The 20,588-nt window shown below is 53.3% G+C and carries 21 protein-coding genes and 2 tRNA genes; 16 read left to right on the forward strand and 7 right to left on the reverse strand.

Going from position 1 to position 20,588, the window contains the following annotated elements:
- The first annotated feature begins 73 nt into the window (after positions 1–73).
- The 5 genes from LKE23_RS07235 (at position 74) to LKE23_RS07255 (ending at position 4,844) form a co-directional block, all read left to right on the forward strand.
- The gene (locus tag LKE23_RS07235) at positions 74–1,276 is read left to right on the forward strand and encodes an MDR family MFS transporter (protein WP_291976693.1); all 1,203 of its coding nucleotides are present in this window, start codon (positions 74–76) and stop codon (positions 1,274–1,276) included.
- A gap of 14 nt (positions 1,277–1,290) precedes the next feature.
- On the forward strand, positions 1,291–1,602 hold the full coding sequence (locus tag LKE23_RS07240; protein WP_291976694.1) for a hypothetical protein: 312 nt from the start codon (positions 1,291–1,293) through the stop codon (positions 1,600–1,602).
- A 355-nt stretch (positions 1,603–1,957) separates the two neighbouring features.
- Positions 1,958–3,079 carry an NAD(P)-dependent alcohol dehydrogenase gene (locus tag LKE23_RS07245; protein WP_291976695.1) on the forward strand — a complete coding sequence of 374 codons (1,122 nt, stop codon included), beginning with the start codon at positions 1,958–1,960 and terminating at the stop codon, positions 3,077–3,079.
- 93 nt (positions 3,080–3,172) lie between these two features.
- On the forward strand, positions 3,173–3,886 hold the full coding sequence (ubiE, locus tag LKE23_RS07250) for a bifunctional demethylmenaquinone methyltransferase/2-methoxy-6-polyprenyl-1,4-benzoquinol methylase UbiE (protein WP_291976696.1): 714 nt from the start codon (positions 3,173–3,175) through the stop codon (positions 3,884–3,886).
- A gap of 70 nt (positions 3,887–3,956) precedes the next feature.
- Complete coding sequence (locus LKE23_RS07255) at positions 3,957–4,844, forward strand: PPK2 family polyphosphate kinase (protein WP_291976697.1); 888 nt, start codon at positions 3,957–3,959, stop codon at positions 4,842–4,844.
- A 221-nt stretch (positions 4,845–5,065) separates the two neighbouring features.
- Here the strand turns inward: LKE23_RS07255 and LKE23_RS07260 are convergent.
- The 4 genes from LKE23_RS07260 to LKE23_RS07275 all read right to left on the reverse strand — a co-directional run bounded on the left by LKE23_RS07260 (position 5,066) and on the right by LKE23_RS07275 (position 7,407).
- A tRNA-Lys gene (locus LKE23_RS07260) sits at positions 5,066–5,138 on the reverse strand.
- A gap of 621 nt (positions 5,139–5,759) precedes the next feature.
- Positions 5,760–6,713 carry an aldo/keto reductase gene (locus LKE23_RS07265; protein ID WP_291976698.1) on the reverse strand — a complete coding sequence of 318 codons (954 nt, stop codon included), beginning with the start codon at positions 6,711–6,713 and terminating at the stop codon, positions 5,760–5,762.
- A 99-nt stretch (positions 6,714–6,812) separates the two neighbouring features.
- Entirely contained in the window at positions 6,813–7,262 is a 450-nt protein-coding gene (locus LKE23_RS07270; protein WP_291976699.1) for a winged helix-turn-helix transcriptional regulator, read from the reverse strand.
- Between the two features lie 72 nt (positions 7,263–7,334).
- Positions 7,335–7,407, reverse strand: a tRNA-Lys gene (locus tag LKE23_RS07275).
- A 169-nt stretch (positions 7,408–7,576) separates the two neighbouring features.
- On the opposite strand from LKE23_RS07275, the gene yycF reads away from it, so the two are divergent.
- From yycF to LKE23_RS07325, 10 genes are all read left to right on the forward strand, one after another.
- Positions 7,577–8,284 (forward strand): response regulator YycF, encoded by a 708-nt coding sequence (gene yycF / locus LKE23_RS07280; protein WP_291976700.1) that lies wholly within the window; start codon positions 7,577–7,579, stop codon positions 8,282–8,284.
- Between the two features lie 13 nt (positions 8,285–8,297).
- Positions 8,298–10,172, forward strand: coding sequence for a cell wall metabolism sensor histidine kinase WalK (gene walK, locus LKE23_RS07285; protein WP_291976701.1), 1,875 nt, complete (start codon positions 8,298–8,300; stop codon positions 10,170–10,172).
- A complete protein-coding gene (locus LKE23_RS07290) occupies positions 10,150–11,445 on the forward strand; it encodes a YycH family regulatory protein (protein ID WP_291976702.1) in 1,296 nt (431 codons plus the stop codon). Before walK ends, LKE23_RS07290 begins: the two co-directional genes overlap by 23 nt.
- Positions 11,446–11,458: 13 nt before the next feature.
- Positions 11,459–12,298, forward strand: a complete 840-nt coding sequence (locus LKE23_RS07295; RefSeq protein ID WP_291976703.1) for a two-component system regulatory protein YycI — start codon at positions 11,459–11,461, stop codon at positions 12,296–12,298.
- Positions 12,299–12,311: 13 nt separating this feature from the next.
- Positions 12,312–13,118, forward strand: a complete 807-nt coding sequence (locus tag LKE23_RS07300) for an MBL fold metallo-hydrolase (protein ID WP_291976704.1) — start codon at positions 12,312–12,314, stop codon at positions 13,116–13,118.
- Between the two features lie 83 nt (positions 13,119–13,201).
- Positions 13,202–14,488, forward strand: a complete 1,287-nt coding sequence (locus tag LKE23_RS07305; RefSeq protein WP_291976705.1) for a S1C family serine protease — start codon at positions 13,202–13,204, stop codon at positions 14,486–14,488.
- 94 nt (positions 14,489–14,582) lie between these two features.
- Complete coding sequence (locus LKE23_RS07310; protein WP_267201166.1) at positions 14,583–15,080, forward strand: phosphatidylglycerophosphatase A family protein; 498 nt, start codon at positions 14,583–14,585, stop codon at positions 15,078–15,080.
- Between the two features lie 481 nt (positions 15,081–15,561).
- The gene (gene rlmH, locus LKE23_RS07315; RefSeq protein WP_291976706.1) at positions 15,562–16,041 is read left to right on the forward strand and encodes a 23S rRNA (pseudouridine(1915)-N(3))-methyltransferase RlmH; all 480 of its coding nucleotides are present in this window, start codon (positions 15,562–15,564) and stop codon (positions 16,039–16,041) included.
- A gap of 228 nt (positions 16,042–16,269) precedes the next feature.
- Positions 16,270–17,442, forward strand: coding sequence for an iron-containing alcohol dehydrogenase (locus LKE23_RS07320; RefSeq protein ID WP_291976707.1), 1,173 nt, complete (start codon positions 16,270–16,272; stop codon positions 17,440–17,442).
- 129 nt (positions 17,443–17,571) lie between these two features.
- On the forward strand, positions 17,572–18,546 hold the full coding sequence (locus LKE23_RS07325) for a DNA-methyltransferase (protein WP_291976708.1): 975 nt from the start codon (positions 17,572–17,574) through the stop codon (positions 18,544–18,546).
- A 53-nt stretch (positions 18,547–18,599) separates the two neighbouring features.
- Here LKE23_RS07325 and LKE23_RS07330 read toward each other — a convergent pair whose 3' ends face one another.
- From LKE23_RS07330 to LKE23_RS07340, 3 genes are all read right to left on the reverse strand, one after another.
- Positions 18,600–19,025, reverse strand: a complete 426-nt coding sequence (locus LKE23_RS07330) for an OsmC family protein (RefSeq protein WP_291976709.1) — start codon at positions 19,023–19,025, stop codon at positions 18,600–18,602.
- A 73-nt stretch (positions 19,026–19,098) separates the two neighbouring features.
- Positions 19,099–19,524, reverse strand: coding sequence for an OsmC family protein (locus tag LKE23_RS07335; protein ID WP_291976710.1), 426 nt, complete (start codon positions 19,522–19,524; stop codon positions 19,099–19,101).
- A gap of 20 nt (positions 19,525–19,544) precedes the next feature.
- Complete coding sequence (locus tag LKE23_RS07340) at positions 19,545–19,982, reverse strand: OsmC family protein (protein ID WP_291976711.1); 438 nt, start codon at positions 19,980–19,982, stop codon at positions 19,545–19,547.
- A gap of 148 nt (positions 19,983–20,130) precedes the next feature.
- Here LKE23_RS07340 and LKE23_RS07345 point away from each other — a divergent pair, with 148 nt between their 5' ends.
- Positions 20,131–20,577, forward strand: coding sequence for a MarR family winged helix-turn-helix transcriptional regulator (locus LKE23_RS07345; protein ID WP_291976712.1), 447 nt, complete (start codon positions 20,131–20,133; stop codon positions 20,575–20,577).
- Positions 20,578–20,588 lie beyond the last annotated feature (11 nt).

Here is a 20,588-nt window from a genome sequence, read left to right on the forward strand (position 1 = left end):
GGGCGTTTCAGGATAACTGGAGGGCTCTTTTCGTTCGCTTAGGATAATAATCAAAATATGAGGAGGCGCTAAAATGGGTCGTCAAACAAAGGGAATTGAATTGAAATGGCTGCTGCTGGGAATGTTCTTCGGCAGCATCGGCAACAGCTTCGTCTGGCCGCTAACCACGATTTATATGCACCAACAGCTGCACGAATCGCTGACCGTGTCGGGGATTGTTCTGCTATTTTATTCGGGCGCGAACGTGGTCGGCAGCTACATCAGCGGTCTGCTGTTTGACAAGCGGAATCCGCGGCACCTGATGCTGGCCGGAGTCAGCCTGGCCACGGTGGTGATCGCCACGATGATCTTCTTCAATGATTGGCCCATCTACGCCATCCTGCTAACGGCGATTGGCTTCTTCAACGGCTGGATCATCACGATGGTCAACTCCTTCGGGACCAAGCTGCGGATGGATGGCCGCTACGTCTTTAACATGCTCTACTTCGCCAACAACCTGGGGATGGTGATCGGGACCACGATCGTCGGCCCGCTCTATCAGTATGCCCACGGGAACATCTCGCCGCTCTTCTCGATTACGACGGTGCTCTACATTCTCTTCACCCTGGTGGTCTTCTTTTACTTCCACGAGGATCCGCATCCGCAACCGGTAGACGAGACCCGCTTCAAGAGTGACGAACCGGCGGTAACCAAGATCCCGCGGGCCAACCTCTGGATCAGCTGGATTTTCTTTATCACCCTTTGCATCGTCTGGACGATGTACGAACAATGGTCCAGTAACCTCTCCGTCTTCATGACTAGTCAGGGAATTTCGATGACCAAGTACAGTCTGCTCTGGACGCTCAACGGGGTGCTGATCGTCCTCATTCAGCTGTTCCTGACCTGGCTGAATCGCTTCTACAACAACCCCTACGCCCAGGTCTACGTCGGGATCTTTACCGTCGGCCTTTCCTTTGTCCTCCTGCTCTTTGCGACCAACTATCTCTGGTTCGTGATCGCAATGATCATTTTAACGATTGGGGAAGCGACGGCCTTTCCGACGATGCCAGCGATCGTCAACAGCCTCTCGCCGGTCGAGGTGAAGGGGAAGTACCAGGGAATCCTCAACGCCTTTTCCTCGCTGGGGAAGGCCTTTGGACCGCTCTTTGGGGGGCTGGTCATTGGTGCGGCCTCCTATCACGTCCTCTTTGTGATCTGTGCGGTCTCGATCTTTGTCATGGAAATCATCGTTGTCCTGGTTGTGCGGCTGCAAAAGCCCCACACGGTTGACTACTAAGGAAGGCGAGAACTGTGTTTTACAACAATTTTGACCGGGTACAGAGTGAGGACCGGTTCGGCATGGTTGGTAAGACCGGTGACGATTTCCGCGAGGACGCGCGCCTGAACATTCCTTGTTACAAGTGCCACCGCTCTCCTCTGATCATTGCCGAGCGCAACTGGATGGATACTAATAACGACAATTCCCAGCGCTACCAGATCGTCGTGGTGTGCGAACACTGTGGCGCGGTGGATGAATTCATTGTCAACGCCGGCCGTGAGGGGAAGATCGGCCAGCTGAAGCACGGCAAGCGCCCGGTCAGTGATGAACAAATTGAACATTGAAGTGAGAGGCTGGGAATTAACCCAGCCTCTTTGCTGTTATATAGCTATAAATGCTATGGCGCGGTAGCTGGCTGGATTCCGAACGTTGATAAATCAACGCCCGGAACGCCTAGCCAGCCTCGCGGGGGTGGGAAGACGAACTCGCAAGCGAGTTCTGTCCCACTCCCTTTAGTAGCTGGTATGAATAAATAATCATTTTTAGCGGATTCAGTGGAGGAATGGCCGATGCCTAGTGTGGTCGGCTTTCCGGTAGTTGTGGTTATTAAGATGGCCAAGAAAACGCTTTCCTCAAATTCTTATTGTGATAGGATGAATTTGTTGGGTAATTAGACAAATTTAGAGAGGATGTTGTTCTATGAAGATTAAAGCTGCTGTTGTTGACGAAAAGGGCGCTCAATTTGACATCCGCGATGACGTTGAACTGGCCGACATGCAGGCGGACGACCTGCAGATTCACATGGTTGCTTCTGGGATCTGCCACTCCGACGAAGCCCTGCGGAAGGGTGATGCCGAGATTGGCTACCCGATCATCCTGGGTCACGAAGGTGCCGGGATCGTTGAAAAGGTTGGGCCAGAAGTTAAGAACTTCAAGCCAGGTGACCACGTCATTCTCTCCTTCTACGGTTGTGGCAACTGTATCAACTGTCTGAAGGGGAAGCCAACCAAGTGCCTGAACTACGCGGCCAACAACCTCTCGGGGGTTCGTCCAGACGGGAGTGCCCACTTCACCGAAGACGGACACCAGGTTGACGACATGTTTGACCAATCCTCATTCACCACGACCACGGTGGTTCGGGAACGGAACGCCGTGAAGGTACCAAAGGACTTGGACCTGCGGAAGCTCGGCCCACTGGGCTGTGGCTACGTTACCGGTTCCGGGACGGTCTTTAACACCCTGAAGCCAGAACCAGGCTCCACGATCGCGGTTGCCGGGACCGGGGCCGTTGGGCTGGCTGCCATGATGGCCGGCAAGATTTCCGGCTGCACCAAGGTCATCGCTATCGATCGGGTTCCAGAGCGGCTGGAATTGGCAAAGGAACTGGGCGCCACGGATGCCATCAACACCAACGACACCGACATGGTCAAGGCCGTTCAAGACCTGACCGACGGCAAGGGGGTTGACTACATCGTTGACACGACCGGGGTTACCAAGGTAATGCAAGACTCTATCCAAGCCCTCGCCCAGGGTGGGGTCCTGGCAGCGATTGCCGTTACCGCCAACCACATCGACGTCAACACCTGGGACGACCTGTGCCCAGCCGACCGGACGATTGTTGGGGTCAACATGGGTGACTCGATCCCGCAGGTGGACATTCCACGGCTGATTGAATTCTACAAGCAGGGCATGTTCGACTTCGACAAGACCGAAAAGTTCTATGACTTCGCCGACATTAACCAGGCCAACGCCGACTCAGTTTCCGGCAAGACCATTAAGCCGGTCCTGATCATCGACCCAGACTACCAGCCTGGTAAGTAACAATTGAAAATAATGGTTGAATAAAGTTACCATAGGGGATGAAGCAAAATGCGTCGTCCCCTTTTTTATGTGGGGCAGTAAGGAGCAAAAGCGATGGCAATTACGAATCACCACTCAGAAACTGAAGTCAACGCCCTCTTTTCACGGGTTGCGGGCCACTACGATCGGATGAACAACGTGATTAGTTTGGGAACGCAAAAGCACTGGCGACGGGTATTTTTTAGGCAGGTACCGGTAAAAAGCGGTGCCCGGTGCCTGGACCTGTGCTGCGGAACCGGAGACCTGACAATTGCCCTTGCCCAGCGTGCCGGCCGGTCCGGGAGCGTGGTGGGCTTGGACTTCAATACTGAAATGCTGACGCTTGCCGAAAAGAAGATTCGAGAACAACGCCTCCAAAAGGATATTAGCCTAGTTCAAGCGGACGCGATGCACCTTCCATATCCCACGGGGAGCTTCGACGTGGTCACGATCGGCTTTGGCCTGCGCAACGTTCCCGATGCCGACCAAGTTCTCCGGGAGGCCTATCGGGTCCTCAGACCGGGCGGAGTCTTTGGCTGCCTAGAGATGTCCCAGCCCAAAAATCCGGTTGTTAAGGTCGGCTGGCGGGCCTACTTCAAGCTCTTCCCGGTACTGGCCAGGCTGAGTGGCGGTGGCTACCACGATTACCGCTACCTGCAGAAAACCGCCCAGGCCTTTGTTTCCGCAACGCAACTGGCAGCGATGATGGAGGGCGCCGGTTTTGCTAACGTTCATTTTCGGCGGTTAAACCTGGGGGCGGGGGCAATCCATGTCGGCGTAAAGGACTGATATTCCCCGGGAAATAATCGCCTTTTCCTTTACTTATGTTAGAATGGACCAAAAGGGAAGGTGAAAGGGAATGGATACTAAACAATACCGATTCACAAAGGATGACTTTGATATTCGAAAGGCCCCAACCTGGGTGGCTGACTCAGCGGATCAGCTTGATGATATCAAGGCCAAGATTGCGGCCAACGTTAAACGGATCAAGTCCGCTCAGCGCAAGATGTACGCCCGGCATCGCTACGGGGTCCTCGTGGTTTTCCAGGCGATGGATGCGGCCGGAAAGGACAGCATGATTGCTCACATCTTTTCCGGGGTCAACCCGGTGGGCTTTAAGATCGCCAACTTCAAGCAGCCGACCTCGCTTGAGATGCAGCATGACTACCTCTGGCGAATCAACGGGGCCCTGCCCGAGCGGGGCTCGTTCGGGGTCTTCAACCGGTCCTACTATGAGGATGTCCTGGTCTCCCGGGTTCACCCGGAGCTGATCATGAAGGCCAACCTGCCGGAGGTCAACACCATCCTGGACGTCAACAAGGACTTCTTCGAACGGCGCTACGAGGACATTCGTCAGTACGAAAAGTACCTTTCCCGCAACGGTTACGTAATTCTGAAGTTCTTCCTGCACATTTCCAAGGACGAACAGCGGAAACGGTTCCTGTCCCGGATTGAAACGCCGCGGAAGAATTGGAAGTTCTCAGCAGCGGACATTCGGGAACGGAAGTACTGGGACAAGTATCAGCGGGCCTACGACAAGGCGATCAACGCCACGGCCACCAAGAAGAACCCGTGGTACGTTATTCCGTCCGACGACAAGTGGTACTCCCGCCTGATTGTTTCTGACATCATTACCAAACGAGTTGAGAAGATGCCGCTGGCCTACCCGGAGATGACTCCGGAGCAGGAGGGCCAGTTGGCGGAAGCCCACCAGATCCTCCTGGATGAGGGTAAAAAGAACAAGTAAGACTAAAAAGGGAGTGGGAAAGAACTCGCTTGCGAGTTCGTCTTCCCACCCCCGCGAGGCTGGCTAGGCGTCCTGGGCGTTGATTTATCAACGTTCAGGATCCAGCCAGCTACCGCGCTGCAGCATTTATAAGCTATATAACAGCAAAGAGGCTGGGTTAATTCCCAGCCTCTTTTGCTTAAAGATAGAAAAAAAAACCCCGCCGAAGCGAGTGCACATGATGGGCAGTCAGGGGATCGAACCCTGGACCCACGGATTAAGAGTCCGTTGCTCTGCCAGCTGAGCTAACTGCCCATGTCATTGACAACGTTTATTATAATATCAGATTGCTGGCGGTTTGGCAAGAACTTTTTTAAAAAGAATGGTTATCCGATTGTCTTGTTAAAGGGAGATCCGCAATTTTAACTGTTAAGGCCCAAAACAAGCAGTAAAATCGCCCCTAATAAGCCGATAATTAGATAGCAAAGCCCCAGTGCCTGATGATGTTTGGCAATAAATGAATCATTCATTCGGGGAAGGCGACTATATAATATTTGGTACCACTCTTCTTTTCCACGAAGGATTTGCCAGCCCCAAAAAGCAATTAGGAGCGGGAAAATGAGCAATAAGATTAGAACAACGGACATGGATGAACCTCCGATTGCTTTGCTATTAAACCAAACTCAGTCAATATCAATTTTAGCTTATTTAGAACGCGGCGTCCAAAAAATGGCGGTGGGACAGAACTCGCTTGCGAGTTCGTCTTCCCACCCCCGTCGACGCGGAGCTAGCCTATTTGGGAGGCCGGCTAGGTGTTCCGGGCGTTGATTTATCAACGTTCGGACTAGCTTCGCGTCGCAGCCGGCTACCGCGCTGTAGAATTTATAGCTATATAACAGCAAAGAGGCTGGGTTAATTCCCAGCCTCATGGGTGATTTAAGGTAACTTGTGACCGGCTGCCAGGTAGAGGTCGTACCATTCCTGGTTGGTCAGCTCAACGTCGGCCCCCTTGGCACTGTCGGCGATATGGGCTGGATTCATGGTGCCGATGATCATCTGCATCTGGGCCGGGTGCTTGAGAATCCAAGCCGCGGCGATGGCGTTCTTGCCGACACCATATTGATCGGCGAGCTTTTGAAGGGCCTGGTTTAGTTCCGGATAGTCGGGGTTGTTGATGAAGGTCCCCTCGAAGTTGCCGTACTGGAACGGTGACCAGGTTTGAATCGTGATGTGGTGCTGGCGAGAGAATTCCAGCAGGCCGCCGTCGTGATCGACTGAATCGGCGTCGAGCATGTTGGTGTGAATGCCCCGGTCGACCATGCCGGTATGCATCAGGCCAAATTGCCATTGGTTGAACATCAGGTGCTGGCTGACCTGGCTTTGGACCATTTCAAACTGCTGGGGATTGAAGTTTGAAACCCCGAAGAAGCGCACCTTGCCGCTGGCCTGAAGGATATCGAAGGCTTCCTCGATCCCGTCGAGGTCCATCAGCGGATCCGGCCGGTGCAGGAGGAGGCTGTCGAGGTAGTCGGTGCCCATCCGGGACAGAATTCCGTCGACGGCGTCAAGGATGTGCTCCTTGGTAAATTCGTAGCGGCCGCCAAAGACGAAGCTGCCGTGGCTCCGGGCCGGATCAATGATGATGCCGACCTTGGATTGGATGAAGAGATCGCTTCTGTTCGGCTTGGCGTGCTTGAGGGCCTGGCCAAAGACCTCTTCGGACTTGCCCTGGCCGTAAATATCGGCCGAATCAATGAAGTTAATGCCGTTGTCGTAGGCGGTGTCGATGGCCTGTGCCGCTTCGGTCGGGGTCTTGGCTTCCATCCGCATGATGCCCAGCGCCATTGCCGGAATCTTAAGGGTGGTAGCACCCAGATTGACTTGCTTCATAATTAAAAACCGTCCTTTCAGTACTGTTGCGCTAACTTACACCTACCATGATAAGGAGGTTAGCGAGTCCTGACAAGACGGCACCTTTGATTGCCCAGGTTACTTGGCGGTACCCTCGTTTGGCCAGTCTCCCAGGTGGTCGGCATCAAACTGCTCGTAGAGGGTCCGCAGGCGTTTTTCCTTGAGCTGGCGAACCTCCGCCGTGTTCTCACAGGTGGGGTGCTTGATCTCGTAGCCAGCCATGTTGAGAAAGCCCCAGGAACACATCACGTCGAGGATCGGAAAGAGCGAGCGGCCGTGCTCAGTGACGGAGTATTCAACCTGAACCGGGACGGTGGGGATGACCGTCCGCTTGACGATCTTGTCGGCTTCCAGTTCCCGCAGCTGGGCCGTGAGCGTCTTCTTGGGCGCGGTTTCGAGGTAGCGTAAAATCTCGCTGTAGCGTTTAGTTCCCGCGGTCTCTAAATAATGAAGAATCAGTGGCTTCCACTTGCCACCGATCACGTCGAGGGTGACTTGGATCTCGCTGAGTGCTGTTTTCTTTGCCATCATTGCACCTCACAAAAATTAGAAATAAAAAAAGAGACTGAGATAAAAATCTCAATCTCTGTAAACCTCTGATGGGCAGTCAGGGGATCGAACCCTGGACCCACGGATTAAGAGTCCGTTGCTCTGCCAGCTGAGCTAACTGCCCATATTTGTAACCCCTCAACAAGGTACTTTACTAATTTATCATTCGACCATGAGATTGTCAAGGCCAACCCGCAAAAAAATGTAAAAAAGGCGAGCTGTGCTATAATAGGGGCACGGTTATTAAGTTTGAGTTAAATTAAATCAATCACCCAGTGGAGGGGATTTTTGGGATGGCAAAGAAGATATTAGTCGTCGATGACGAAAAACCAATTTCAGATATCATTAAATTTAACCTTGAAAAGGAAGGCTACACGGTCGTCACCGCCTATGATGGTGAGGAGGCCCTGGAAAAAGTTGAAAGTGAAAATCCGGACCTGATCATTCTGGACCTGATGCTGCCAAAGATCGACGGATTGGAGGTTGCCAAGCGCGTCCGGGCCAAGCACACCATGCCAATCATCATGGTGACGGCCAAGGACTCCGAATTAGACAAGGTCCTGGGCCTGGAATTAGGGGCCGACGATTACGTCACCAAGCCGTTCTCAAACCGGGAACTGGTGGCTCGGGTTAAGGCCAATTTGCGGCGCCAGGCCACGCTTAAAGCTCCAGCAGAAGAAGACAAAAACACTGACATCAAGGTTGGGGACCTGACGATTCACCCCGAGGCCTATACGGTTACCAAGCGTGGTGAGAACATTAATCTGACCCACCGGGAGTTCGAATTGCTCCATTACCTGGCCCAGCACATCGGTCAGGTTATCAACCGGGAGCATCTCTTGCAGACCGTTTGGGGCTATGACTACTTCGGCGACGTGCGGACGGTCGACGTGACGGTCCGGCGGCTGCGGGAGAAGATCGAGGACAACCCGAGTCACCCGCAATGGCTGATTACCCGGCGGGGGGTCGGCTACTACCTAGCAAATCCAGACCAAAATTAGAGGCTGAGCAGTTGTGAACAGCAAACTAAAATTCTACCAGTCAATTCGTTTTAAAATCGCCCTCGTATTCGCGTTAATGCTGATGCTGACGCTGGAATGCGTCGGGGCGGTTTTTGTGCGTCAATTGGAGCATCAAAACCTCAACACCTTCAAGCAGTCGATCGAGCTGCCATCCTATGTTGATAACTCCCTGAGCACCCAGTTGGCCCGGTCGGACACGAAAAAGGCCAACCGGCAGATCAAGCAGATCCTCTCGGAAGTTAACAACAATAACATTTCCGAAATTCGGGTCGTCGACAACAAGGGGACCATCCGGGGAACCAGCAATGCCGATAATCGCGAGACGATTGGGCAGAAGTCGACTGACCAGGCGGTCAAGGCCACTCTCTTGAACAACCGGTCTCACTCGGAGAACGTCTACGATAATGCCAACCACACCCGCTACTACATTAACGTGGTTCCCCTAGTGGATTCCAGCAACAACAACGTTATCGGGGCAGTGTACCTGCGGGCGAGCCTGGAGACGGTTTATTCCAACATCAATAACATCACGCTGATTTACCTCTCGGCGGCCCTGATCACGATCGCCATCGGATTGGTGCTGGCGATTCTTATTTCCCAGGAAATAACCCGGCCAATCGAGGAGATGCGGAAGCAAACGCTCCGGATCGCCCGGGGGGACTTCTCCGGTCAAGTCCGGGTGCTGGGCAACGACGAGCTTGGTCAGCTGGCCGGGGCGGTCAACAACCTGTCCGTGCGGGTCGAAGAGGCCCAGGAGTCAACCGATTCCGAGCGGCGGCGCCTCGACAGCGTCCTCTCCCACATGTCCGATGGGGTGCTGGCGACCGACCGCCGGGGCAACGTGACCATCGTCAACAACATGGCCCTGCAGCTGTTGGGCGTGGATCACGAGGATGATCTGATCGGCAAGTCGATTATCGACGTGTTGAACATTCGTCATGACTACACCGTTCGTCAGCTGGTCAACACCGAGCAGCGTGAAATGATTATTGACACCGCCAACGACGGCAGCAACCTGATCCTGCGGGCCTACTTCTCCCCAATCCAGCGGGAGTCCGGCTTTGTCAGCGGGTTGGTCTGCGTCCTGCACGACGTCACCAGCCAGGAAAAGGAAGAGCGGGAGCGTAAGCAATTCGTCTCCAACGTTTCGCACGAGCTGCGGACGCCGTTAACCAGTGTTCACAGCTACGTTGAGGCTTTGAGTGACGGTGCCTGGAAGAATAAGGACGTAGCGCCGAAGTTTCTCGAGGTCATCCAGGGCGAAACCGACCGGATGATCCGGATGATCAATGACCTGCTGAGTCTGTCGCGGATGGACGCTGGGACGACCAAATTGAACCTGGAGTATGTCAACATCAAGGAGCTGTTGAATTACATCCTGGATCGCTTTGATATGATCATCAAAAAGGAAGAGGAAGACGGCTCCTCGAACAAGAAGTACAGTATTGAGCGGCACTTCACCGAAAAGGACCTCTGGGTTGAGATCGACACCGACAAGTTCACCCAGGTGATTGACAACATCATGAACAATGCGATTAAGTACTCGCCGGATGGTGGGATCATTACGGTTCGCCTCCTGGAGACCCACAATCACGTGATCATGAGCATTGCCGACCAGGGACTGGGGATTCCGCGCAAGGATCTCGGCCGGATCTTTGACCGCTTCTTCCGGGTTGATAAGGCCCGGAGCCGGAAACAGGGCGGGACCGGACTGGGCCTCGCCATTTCAAAGGAGGTCATCAACATGCTTGGTGGCCAGATTTGGGTTGACAGTGTTGAAGGTCACGGTTCGACCTTCTACATTTCGTTGCCGTACGTACCATACGATGAGGAGGATGATTGGGATGATCAAGAAGCTGAGAGCTAACTGGTTATCGATTGCCTTGGCGGTCGTCGTGCTGATCAGTTTCCTGCTCTCGGCGATCATTTGGACCAACCCGTTCCAGTATGATCACCCTCATCGAGAAAACGGCATGGGACCAAGCCAGCAGCAGACGACCCAGTCGATTGGCGACGTCTACCTGCCGACGACCATTGTTAAAACCAATGGCGACAGCGACCAGCAGCTGCTGTACAGTCAGCGCAAGAACCTGATTTACCACGCGAAGAAGACGATGTCGGGTTGGAAGCTGGGCAACACCAGCACGGTGAAGACCAACAACAGTGACGTTTACCTGAGCTACCTGCGTCACCGCAATTCGCTGATGCTCAGCTACCCGGACTATGTTTCCGGGACGGTCTTCAACGAAACCTTCAAGCAGTCGATTGATACTAACCGGGTTAAAAAGATTAATCACATCGTCATTCCATTAAATGGGACCAAGGCAATCTACCTGCTCAGCGACAGCCACTATGCCATCTACCGGGTGCGGGTCGCTAAGGGCAGCACCAAGTCAATGGCAATGAGCAAACGGGGAGTAAAGCCGATCAGCGTTGACCACCGGATCGTTAATGGGCACGCGGTGATGATCTACCTGCACTCCTTTACCCTGCCCCGGCTGGCCTACCAGATCAGCGACCAGAAGATCAATAATTTGAGCGCCAACCTGATGAGCACCAACCAGCACACCAATACTACAACCCATCAAGACGGGAATCGGACCGTCTACACGGATGGGACCAACCGGCACCTGGTCTATGATTCCACTCGGGGGACCGTTGACTACGAGAACGATGTCGGGCGTTCCAATGTGGTGGCGACGTCCCAGATCTATTCGCACTTCTACCGGGCCCTGGTCAAGACGGGAATGCCGCTGAACAACGTTCGTTTTGATGAGGTCAGCAATGGTGGGCGGACCATCACCTACCGCAGCTATGTAGAGGGCTTCCCGATCATCAACGACAACAATTATGGTGGCGCCAAGCTGCGCGCTAACCAGCGGGGGACGGAGCACTACCTGTTGAGCCTCTACACCGTGCAGGTACCGCTTCCGCTTGACGGCTCGACGGTCAAGCTGCCATCGACGGCGAGCGTTTTAAACCAGTTGCATGAAAACGGGCGCTTTAAGAACGTCACGAATCTGCGGGTCGGCTACGAATGGAAGTCGGATTCGGAAAATCACCAGACCGTGAAGATCGAGCCGACGTACTTCGTTAAGTACCGTGGCCGGTGGATCAACTACACCGATCTTTTAAAGTAGGGGGGAGCAAAGAATGAATTTCAAACGCATTCAGTGGATCTTTTTGTTTGCTTTCCTGATCTTTGACCTGGTAGTTGCGGGCTCGCTCTTTTTCCAAAACCGCTTCACGATCTCTAACAGCAGCCCGAACCGGCAGGAAATGGTGCTCAAGGAGATGAAGGCCGACGCGATTACCTGCAAGCCGCTGTCAAATCACCAGCGGCTCGGCTACTACATCGCGGGCAGCCGGTCCGGCGACAACGACAAGCTCGATTCGCAGACCAGCAAGCTTCACGACCAAAACTACCGTTTCTCGTCCAATACGCTGGTAAGCATTTTTGATAATCCGGTCAAGATCAATCGGCGCCACCCAGAACGGCGGCTGAACCGGTTGGTTAAGAATTCCCATTCAGTTGCCCTGGGCAAGGAATATCATTATGACGCCCAACTGTCGGACCACAATACGGTCGTCTATACTCAGCATTTGGCACACCAAGCCCTCGACTCAACGGACGGGCAGCTGCGTTTCCGCGTCAACAGCAACGGTGCGGTGACCGGCTACAGCCAAACCTATCTTGAAAACCGGCGAATTCTGCGTCCCGAGGCACCGATCATCAGCCAGCAGCACGCGGTAACCTGGCTGTATAAGCACAACTTGATCCCCAACAACTCCCAAATCAGGTGGGCCAAACTGACCTATACGAAGCTGCTGGTGACTGATAGCCGCGACCAAAACGTCTACGTGCCAACCTGGGTTGTGGAGGTGCGGACAAAGAATGCCGACACGGTTCAACATTTGCGGGTGAACGCCTTCAACAGCACGATTATGAAGAGCAGCCCGGATAGTGTTAATATGAGTTCAATCGATAAATAAGGAGTAGTCTGACGTGAGTGAAAAGGATTTTTTGCGTTACAGTATACTAGCCAGTGGCAGCACGGGAAACGTCACCTATTTGGAAACCGCCCATCACCGGATCCTGATCGATGCCGGCCTGAGTGGCAAGCGGATTGAAAACTTAATGAATAAGATCAACCGGACGCTCAAGGACGTCGAAGCCATCTTCGTCACCCACGAGCACGGCGATCACAGCCACGGGGTCGGGGTCCTGGCCCGCCGCTACGGGATGGACGTTTACGCCAACGAGGGCACCTGGCAGGCAATGGCCAAACGGGTCGGCAAGATCCCGTTGGAGCAAAAGCACATCCTGGCACCCAATCACGTGGCCGATCTGGGCGACATGGAGGTGGAGAGCTTCGCGGTTTCCCACGATGCCGCCGAGCCCCAGTTTTACCAAGTTCACCATGACAACAAGACCTTCTGCATCCTGACCGATACCGGCTACGTCTCGGACCGGGTGGCGGGAACCATCAAGAACGCCGACGCCTACCTGATGGAATGCAACCACGACACGGAAATGCTGCGGATGGGGCCCTACTCCTGGCCGCTTAAGCAACGGATCTTGGGTGACGAGGGCCACCTGTCCAACGAGGAGGGTGCCGATGCCTTAATGGACGTGATCGGTCCACGGACGAAGGAGATCTTCCTTGGCCACCGCAGCCAGCACAACAACATGCGGTCCCTGGCCCACCTGACCGTGGCTAGCCTGATGGAACAGCACGATTTCGGGGTCGATCACGACTTCCAGCTGCACGATGCCGAACCGGCAACGCCCAGCGAGCTGTTAACCCTGTGAAAGTCAAATAATTGACACGTTAAATTCAACTTATTTTCACAATTAACCCGTATTGTGAAGATAAAAAGACTGGAGGAATTGGAATGAGAAATAGTGATCAGGAAGGGCCACACCGGTCCAACCGTTTCTGGGTCAAGGTTGCCGGCGTGGGATTGCTTGCCGGCTTGATCGGCGGCGGGGTAGCCGTCGGGGTCGGTAGTGCGATTCAGCACCACGAGTCCGTCGTCAGCACCCGGGTGCCAAGCGGCTCGAACAAGTCCGGCGGGACCAAGGTTAACAAGAACAAGGCCGACTTGAACGGCGAGGCAACCAAGGCTTACAACTCCGTTCAAGAAGCCGTCGTTAGCGTGATCAATAAGCAAAACGTCCAACAGAATAATGGAATCATGGGGATGTTTGGTTCTACCAGCCAGAACGGCAGCGACAGCTCTTCTAGTTCCAGCAGCAAGCTGGAGACGGCCAGTGAAGGTTCCGGGGTGATCTATAAGAAGAGCGGCAACACTGCCTACATCGTTACTAATAACCACGTGGTCAAGGGTTCTAGCGCCCTGCAGGTAATCATGAGCAACGGGAAGAAGGTCAATGCCCAATTGGTCGGCGCGGACTCCGCCACCGACCTGGCCGTCCTGAAGATCAACGCGGCGAACGTCACCACGGTAGCCCAGTTCGGAAACTCCAACTCGATTACCGCGGGTCAGGACGTCCTGGCGATCGGGTCCCCAATGGGCAGTGAGTACGCCAACACCGTTACCAAGGGGATTGTCTCGGCCAAGAACCGAACCCTGAAGGCCGGTACAGATGGCACCCTGACTTCGGTCATCCAGACTGACGCGGCGATCAACGCCGGAAACTCCGGTGGGCCGCTGATCAACATGGCCGGTCAGGTTATTGGGATCAATTCAATGAAGCTCTCCTCGGACAACGAGGGTTCCTCGGTCGAGGGGATGGGCTTTGCCATTCCAAGCAACGAGGTCGTTTCGATCATCAACCAGCTGATCAAGAACGGGAAGATTGAACGGCCCGCCCTGGGGATCGGCATGGTCGATCTGAGCAACGTCACCACCGACCAGCAGCAGTCCGTTCTGAAACTGCCGTCAAGCGTCACCAAAGGGGTGGTGGTGATGCAGGTCAGCAGCGGGTCGGCAGCCGACAGCGCCGGTCTCAAGCAGTATGACGTGATCACCCAGCTGGGCGACAAGAAGGTTACCAACGCCAGCACGCTGAAGGCGGCCCTGTACAAGTACAAGGTCGGCGACAGCACCAAGATCACTTACTACCGCGATGGTAAGCAGCAAACCACTACCATCCACCTGACTAAGGCGGCGACGGACAGCGATAGCCAGTCCAGCCAGCAGGATGATGGCCAATAAAACAAAACTAGTCTGGGATTTTCGTCCCGGGCTTTTTTATTGGCCGGGTGGTAGAATGAATGCAATTACTGTGAAAATGAAGGGGCGATAGGAAATGAATAATCCGCAATTTAAGTATCCAGATACCAAGGCCTATGAGTTCGTGGTAAACCGTCTTCAGGAGCGCGGCGTTCAGCTATCCGACCTGGTCGACATCATCTATCAGAGTCAGAAGGCCTTTGAACCGACGCTGACGGTAGAGCGCTGTCAGGAATACCTGACGGATGCCCTCCACAAGCGGGAGCTGCTCAATAACGCCATGGTGATGCTGGAGCTGGACCGACTGACGGAGGCCGGTCAGGTTGCCGAGCCGTTGTCGAGCATCATCAAAAACGACGTGGGTGTCTTTGGGGTCGACGAAACCTTGGCCTTGCAGATCGCCAACATCTACGGCACGATCGGCACTACTAACTTTGGCTACTTTGATCGAGTCAAAAAGGGGATCATAGCACGTTACGACACCGCCGATAATCACGTCAACACCTTCATCGACGACCTCTTGGCGGCGATTGTTGCGGCAGTTTGTGGGAAGATTGCCCACCAGTATGCCTGAGTAAAAGGTCTTATCGGGAGAATAATCCGAACAATTTTAGGAGAGAATATCGAGAAAGTTTATCAAGCCACGGGACGTTGCCTAATTAGCACGTTTCGTGGTATTTTTGGTTGGAATTTGATGAAAAATTGCCTAAAATGGTGGTTGTGGATAAGTCCGTGGATAAATAGCGGATTGAATGAGCCTTTTCAGAGAATGCCGATATAAAGGCAAAAAGTTAGGTTGAAAAGTTATCCACAGGAGCGCTGAGATTGTGTTGATAAGTGGAATTTTGACAATTTTAGTCAATTGAATCCCTTGGGCGAGAAGCGATTGGCCGTGAACGCCCCGAACGGTTGTTTTTGTGGAAAACTGTGGATAACCCCTTTTTCAGAAAGGGCTTTCGCCCGAATTTTTTGACCGAACATTCCGGTGTTGTGAATCAAAAGTTATACACCTGTGGATAAGTATGTGGATAAAGTGTGGAAAGTGGTGGATTAGTGTGAATATCAAGATTATTGGTGTTGGAAAACTCAAGGAAAAGTATTTTAAGGCCGGAATTGCCGAGTATGGCAAACGCCTCGGCCGTTTCTGCAAATTTCAGGTTGTGGAGGTTCCGGATGAGAAGGCGCCCGAGTCGCTGAGCCAGGCCGAAATGGATGAGGTGATGGCCAAGGAGGGAGAGCGAATTCTGGCCAAGATCAAGGACCGGGAGTACGTTTTTGCCCTGGCAATCAAGGGGAAGGAACGGACCTCCGAGGAATTCGCTAAGGAGATCAACCGCCTGGCAACCTATGGCCACAGCGACATTACCTTTGTCATTGGCGGCTCGCTAGGCCTCAGCCCGGCCGTCCTGAAACGGGCCGACACCCAAATTTCGTTCGGTCGCTTCACCCTGCCCCACCAATTGATGCGGCTGGTCTTGTCCGAGCAGATTTACCGGGCCTTCACGATCATCAACGGGCTGCCTTATCACAAGTAAAGCGTTTGAATAAAATGAGAAAATGTTTGTGAAATTTGTGACGAGCATCCCCATTTGCCTAGTCGTTCTTTCATTGATGGGAGCGGTTACGCGATGATTGTGAAGATCTAGTGACACAAATGATAAAAATTGTTCAATTATGTACAGAATTATGCAATTTGACTTGCAAACCTGGGCAAATTATGCAAATATGGAAACGTATTCAAATGCCAAGAGGAGGCTATTTTTATGAATAGACAATTTGATTTCTTAATGCCAAGCGTGAACTTCTTTGGACCTGGTGTTATCGCAAAGATCGGTGACCGTGCTAAGATGCTTAACATGCACAAGCCACTGATCGTTACCCAGGAAAGCTTGGAGAAGATTGAGAACGGTCCAGTTGCTCAAACCCGCCAATCACTGGAAAAGGCTGGCGTTGACTACGCCATCTTTACCGGGGTTGAACCAAACCCAAAGATTCGTAACATCAAGGCCGGTAAGAAGATGTACGAAGAAGAAAAGTGTGACTCCATCATCACTGTCGGTGGGGGTTCCGCTCACGACTGTGGTAAGGGTATCGGGATTATTCTGACCAACGGTGACGACATCACTAAACTGGCCGGAATCGAAACGCTGGACAATCCGCTGCCACCTCTGATGGCCGTTAACACGACTGCCGGGACCGGTTCCGAACTGACCCGTCACGCCGTTATCACGAACGAGGAAGACCACCTCAAGTTCGTTGTTGTTTCTTGGCGGAACATTCCATTGGTATCATTCAACGACCCAATGCTGATGCTCGGTGTTCCACAATCAGTTACTGCTGCTACTGGTTGCGATGCCTTCGTTCAGGCCATCGAACCATACGTTTCCGTTGACCACAACCCAATCACGGACAGTCAATGTAAGGAAGCTATCCAACTGATTCAGGAAGCTCTGCCAGAAGTCGTTGCCAATGGTCAAAACGTTGAAGCCCGGACCAAGATGGTTGAAGCTGAAATGCTTGCCGGCATGGCCTTTAACAACGCTAACCTGGGTTACGTTCATGCCATGGCTCACCAGCTGGGTGGTCAATACGACGCTCCTCACGGTGTCTGCTGTGCACTCCTGCTGACCACGGTTGAAGAGTACAACCTGATCGCTTGCCCAGACCGGTTCGCTGAACTGGCTGAAATCATGGGCTACGACACGACTGGCCTGACGACGATGCAGGCTGCTCGCAAGTCCATCGAAGGCATGCGTGAAATGTGCAAGGCCGTTGGTATTCCAGCTTCCATCAAGGAAATTGGTGCTAAGCCAGAAGACTTCCCATTGATGGCTGAAAATGCCCTCAAGGACGGGAACGCCTTCTCCAACCCACGGAAGGGTACGAAGCAAGAAATCATCGACCTTTACCAAAAGGCATACGACGGTATCTACTAAAATTAAATTAAGTGTGGGCGAGGCTAAGGCAGCTTAGCCAAAAGAACGGCCGATCAAAATGAGCGATTCATTTTGACCGGCCGTTTGCTATAATGGGGATATTAAACTTTGTGAAAGAGGGAAATGCCAGTGGCCAAGTCCGCCCGGAATAAAACAATTGATTTTTCACTAACCGAAGCACCGGCCGGGGTCTTAGAACAGCTTCGAACGGCCGCTGACGATCTCGGAACGCTTGCCTTGGCCGGTGACCAGACGATTGTCGGGGACTCCTTTAAGGTCCTGCCCAAGCTGCCGGAGCACTGCGCTGACTTGGCCCTAGTCGACCCGCCCTACAACCTTAATAAGCGCTATGATGGCCTGACCTTTAAAAAGATGAATTCGGCCAGCTACCAGGAGTTCACCCAGCACTGGATTGACTGCCTCCTGCCTAAACTGGCACCAGACGCCACCGTCTACGTCTTCGCCGATTGGGTGACCAGCATGGCCCTGGCCCCAATCCTGGCGCAAAACTTTACGATTAAGAACCGAATTACCTGGCAGCGCGAGAAGGGCCGGGGGTCGAAGCACAACTGGAAGAACGGAATGGAAGACATCTGGTACCTGGTCGTCGATCCCAAGCACTACACCTTCAACGTCGATGCCGTCAAACAGCGGCGCCAGGTGATTGCCCCCTACCGGGAAAACGGCCGGGCCAAGGACTGGCAGGAGACCGCCCAGGGACGCTTTCGGGACACGATGCCGTCGAATTTTTGGGACGATATCTCGATTCCCTACTGGTCGATGCCGGAGAATACCGGCCACCCGACCCAGAAGCCAGAAAAACTGCTGGCCAAGCTAATCCTGGCGAGCTCTAACCCCGGCGACCTGGTCCTCGATCCCTTCGCCGGTTCCGGTTCCAGCCTGGTGACCGCTAAGAAACTGGGCCGTCACTACCTCGGGGTTGAGCAGAGCAAGCTCTATGCGGCCTGGGGGGCGTACCGGCTCCTGCAGGCGGATGGTGACAAGCGCATTCAGGGCTATACCGACGGCGTTTTCTGGGAACGCAATACCTGGCAAAGACAGCAAAAGAAGAAAAAATCTCGTGAGACGAAAAAAGAGCCTTAGCGTGCTTGGCTAGCCAATTCTGGCCTGACCAATAGTGCGCGGGCTCTTTTTAACTATTCCTTGACGAAGCCATCCGCCACGAATTTGGTGCCGAATGCCAGGGTATTTTCAACCGGGCACTTGCGGGCGACGTCGGCGAGGAATTGCTTGATGTCTTCATCGGATTCGGAACTACGCAGGTGTGGCTGGTAGCGAATCTCGGTGAACTTGTAACGGTTGTCGCCATCTGCCACGTCCTCGCGTCCAAGGTCGCCTTCGATGTCAACCCAGAAGGACTGGAGGTCGAAGTGCCGTTTGCGAGCCAGTTCCGTTGCCGTGATGGCCTGGCAGGCGCCGAACGAGGTCAGCAGGATCTCGACCGGGTTCATCCCCGTGTTGGTGCTGCCGGGCTCGTCGAAGGTGACTTCAAAGCCGCGGGCGGTTCCGGAAACCTGCATCCCCGTAGTGGTCTTGGTGGCCTTTACTTTATAGGTACTCATAGAAAACGCTCCCTTGTTTTTTCTTCAGTGTAGCCGAAGGGGCAGGGGAGCGTCAATTTTAATGCCTAGGTGGCTATTCGGTTTTGATCTCTTTGAAGACCACCGGAACCTTATTAGCCAGGTTATCGCGAACCGGGCAAGTGTTTTCCATGAACTCAACGAACTTCTTGGCTTCGGCCTTGGAGTTCGGCGTCCGAAAATGAACCGTCATGTGAATGGCGTCCAGCCCCGGCCGCGAAGAATCTGTTTCCTTTTGTCCTTCGAGGGTGATGTAGAAGGAGCTGTAGTCGAAGTGCTGCTTGCGCTTGAAGGTCCCGGCGACGATTGATTCACAGGCGCCAAGGGAAGCCAGAATTGCCTCCTCTGGCTTCATCCCCAGCTCGTAGCCGTTGTCACGATCCGTCAGATCAAAATTGATCGTAAAGTCACGCACCTGGGCCTGGTAGATGTTTGGTGTGTCCGTGCTGGTGACCGTTGCTTGATACGTTGTTATTGCCATAATTGATTAACCCCCGTTCGTTAATCCAAAACCACGCCGTCAACGACGATGCTAATGCCGTTGGTTAGGTTGTCGAGAATTGGTGATTCCTGCTTGACCGCTTCAACGAATTGCTGGCAAGCGTCCTGTGACGCAGCGGTCTTAAAAGTCATTGCCACACGGATTTCCTGGAAGCCGTTCCGAATGTCGGGATCGCCCATGAAGCCACGGGGATCCATGTCGCCTTCAAGCTTAATCGTCAACTGATCGTAGTGAAAGTTCTTTTCCGGAGCCAGCTTGGCTGCGGTGGCCTCTAGGGATGCTCCCAGCGTGCTCAGTTCAAGCTCGACTGGATTCATTCCGGTGTTAGCGCCACCGGCATTTTTGGGTTCATCAATTGTGTAGTGGTTGCCGCGGGAGTGGGCATCGACCTGGAGCTTTGTCGCGGTCTTGCGGGTAGTCGTCTGATATCTCTTCATCGTATTATTTCCCCTTTATTTAGAACCTATAAGCGCTTACACCATCATTATATGAAATCAGTCTTTAAAGTCAATAGTTAACTAACTAATTATTATATCGGGTGGTATAATTCTAATTAAGAACAATCGCAGAAGGGAGGAGAAAACGATGCAAAAGGTATTTGACCTGGAGGCCTGCATCATGTGCATTACAAGCCAGAGCAGTCGAATGTTTGGCGATGCTCTGGACAAGGAGCTGCAGAAGACCAATATTAATCGTAACATTTGGTTGGCACTGTACTACATTGACCACCATGGATCAATTAACCAAAAGGCGCTGGCGGATCAAATCGGGATTACCGGGGCCAGCATGACCAAAATCATCCAGAAAATGACGGCAGACAATTTTGTGACGGTTCAACAGAGTAAGGAGGACAAACGTCAAAAGGACGTCAGTCTGACCGCGACGGGGCAAAAGCAGCTGATGGCGATCATTCCCCTGGTACAAAAATTTCAGGCGGAGATGACCGCGGGAATTAGCCAGCAGGAGCTCGACACGGTCGCCACGGTCATGGCAAAAATGCGGCAGAATGCCCAAAAAATTCAGGAAAATTAAAATAATCCGCA

It is taken from the genome of Limosilactobacillus sp. (assembly GCF_022482365.1).
GTDB lineage: Bacteria > Bacillota > Bacilli > Lactobacillales > Lactobacillaceae > Limosilactobacillus.

What these genes read in the sequence shown, in the direction of transcription:
- LKE23_RS07295 (WP_291976703.1), top strand. Translation starts at nt 11,459, where the DNA reads ATGAATTTCAAACGCATTCAGTGGATCTTTTTGTTTGCTTTCCTGATC.
- LKE23_RS07255 (WP_291976697.1), top strand. Translation starts at nt 3,957, where the DNA reads ATGGATACTAAACAATACCGATTCACAAAGGATGACTTTGATATTCGA.
- yycF (WP_291976700.1), top strand. Translation starts at nt 7,577, where the DNA reads ATGGCAAAGAAGATATTAGTCGTCGATGACGAAAAACCAATTTCAGAT.
- LKE23_RS07265 (WP_291976698.1), bottom strand. Translation starts at nt 6,713, where the DNA reads ATGAAGCAAGTCAATCTGGGTGCTACCACCCTTAAGATTCCGGCAATG.
- LKE23_RS07290 (WP_291976702.1), top strand. Translation starts at nt 10,150, where the DNA reads ATGATCAAGAAGCTGAGAGCTAACTGGTTATCGATTGCCTTGGCGGTC.
- LKE23_RS07305 (WP_291976705.1), top strand. Translation starts at nt 13,202, where the DNA reads ATGAGAAATAGTGATCAGGAAGGGCCACACCGGTCCAACCGTTTCTGG.
- LKE23_RS07310 (WP_267201166.1), top strand. Translation starts at nt 14,583, where the DNA reads ATGAATAATCCGCAATTTAAGTATCCAGATACCAAGGCCTATGAGTTC.
- LKE23_RS07335 (WP_291976710.1), bottom strand. Translation starts at nt 19,524, where the DNA reads ATGGCAATAACAACGTATCAAGCAACGGTCACCAGCACGGACACACCA.
- LKE23_RS07340 (WP_291976711.1), bottom strand. Translation starts at nt 19,982, where the DNA reads ATGAAGAGATATCAGACGACTACCCGCAAGACCGCGACAAAGCTCCAG.
- LKE23_RS07245 (WP_291976695.1), top strand. Translation starts at nt 1,958, where the DNA reads ATGAAGATTAAAGCTGCTGTTGTTGACGAAAAGGGCGCTCAATTTGAC.
- LKE23_RS07235 (WP_291976693.1), top strand. Translation starts at nt 74, where the DNA reads ATGGGTCGTCAAACAAAGGGAATTGAATTGAAATGGCTGCTGCTGGGA.
- LKE23_RS07270 (WP_291976699.1), bottom strand. Translation starts at nt 7,262, where the DNA reads ATGGCAAAGAAAACAGCACTCAGCGAGATCCAAGTCACCCTCGACGTG.
- LKE23_RS07330 (WP_291976709.1), bottom strand. Translation starts at nt 19,025, where the DNA reads ATGAGTACCTATAAAGTAAAGGCCACCAAGACCACTACGGGGATGCAG.
- LKE23_RS07320 (WP_291976707.1), top strand. Translation starts at nt 16,270, where the DNA reads ATGAATAGACAATTTGATTTCTTAATGCCAAGCGTGAACTTCTTTGGA.
- ubiE (WP_291976696.1), top strand. Translation starts at nt 3,173, where the DNA reads ATGGCAATTACGAATCACCACTCAGAAACTGAAGTCAACGCCCTCTTT.
- LKE23_RS07345 (WP_291976712.1), top strand. Translation starts at nt 20,131, where the DNA reads ATGCAAAAGGTATTTGACCTGGAGGCCTGCATCATGTGCATTACAAGC.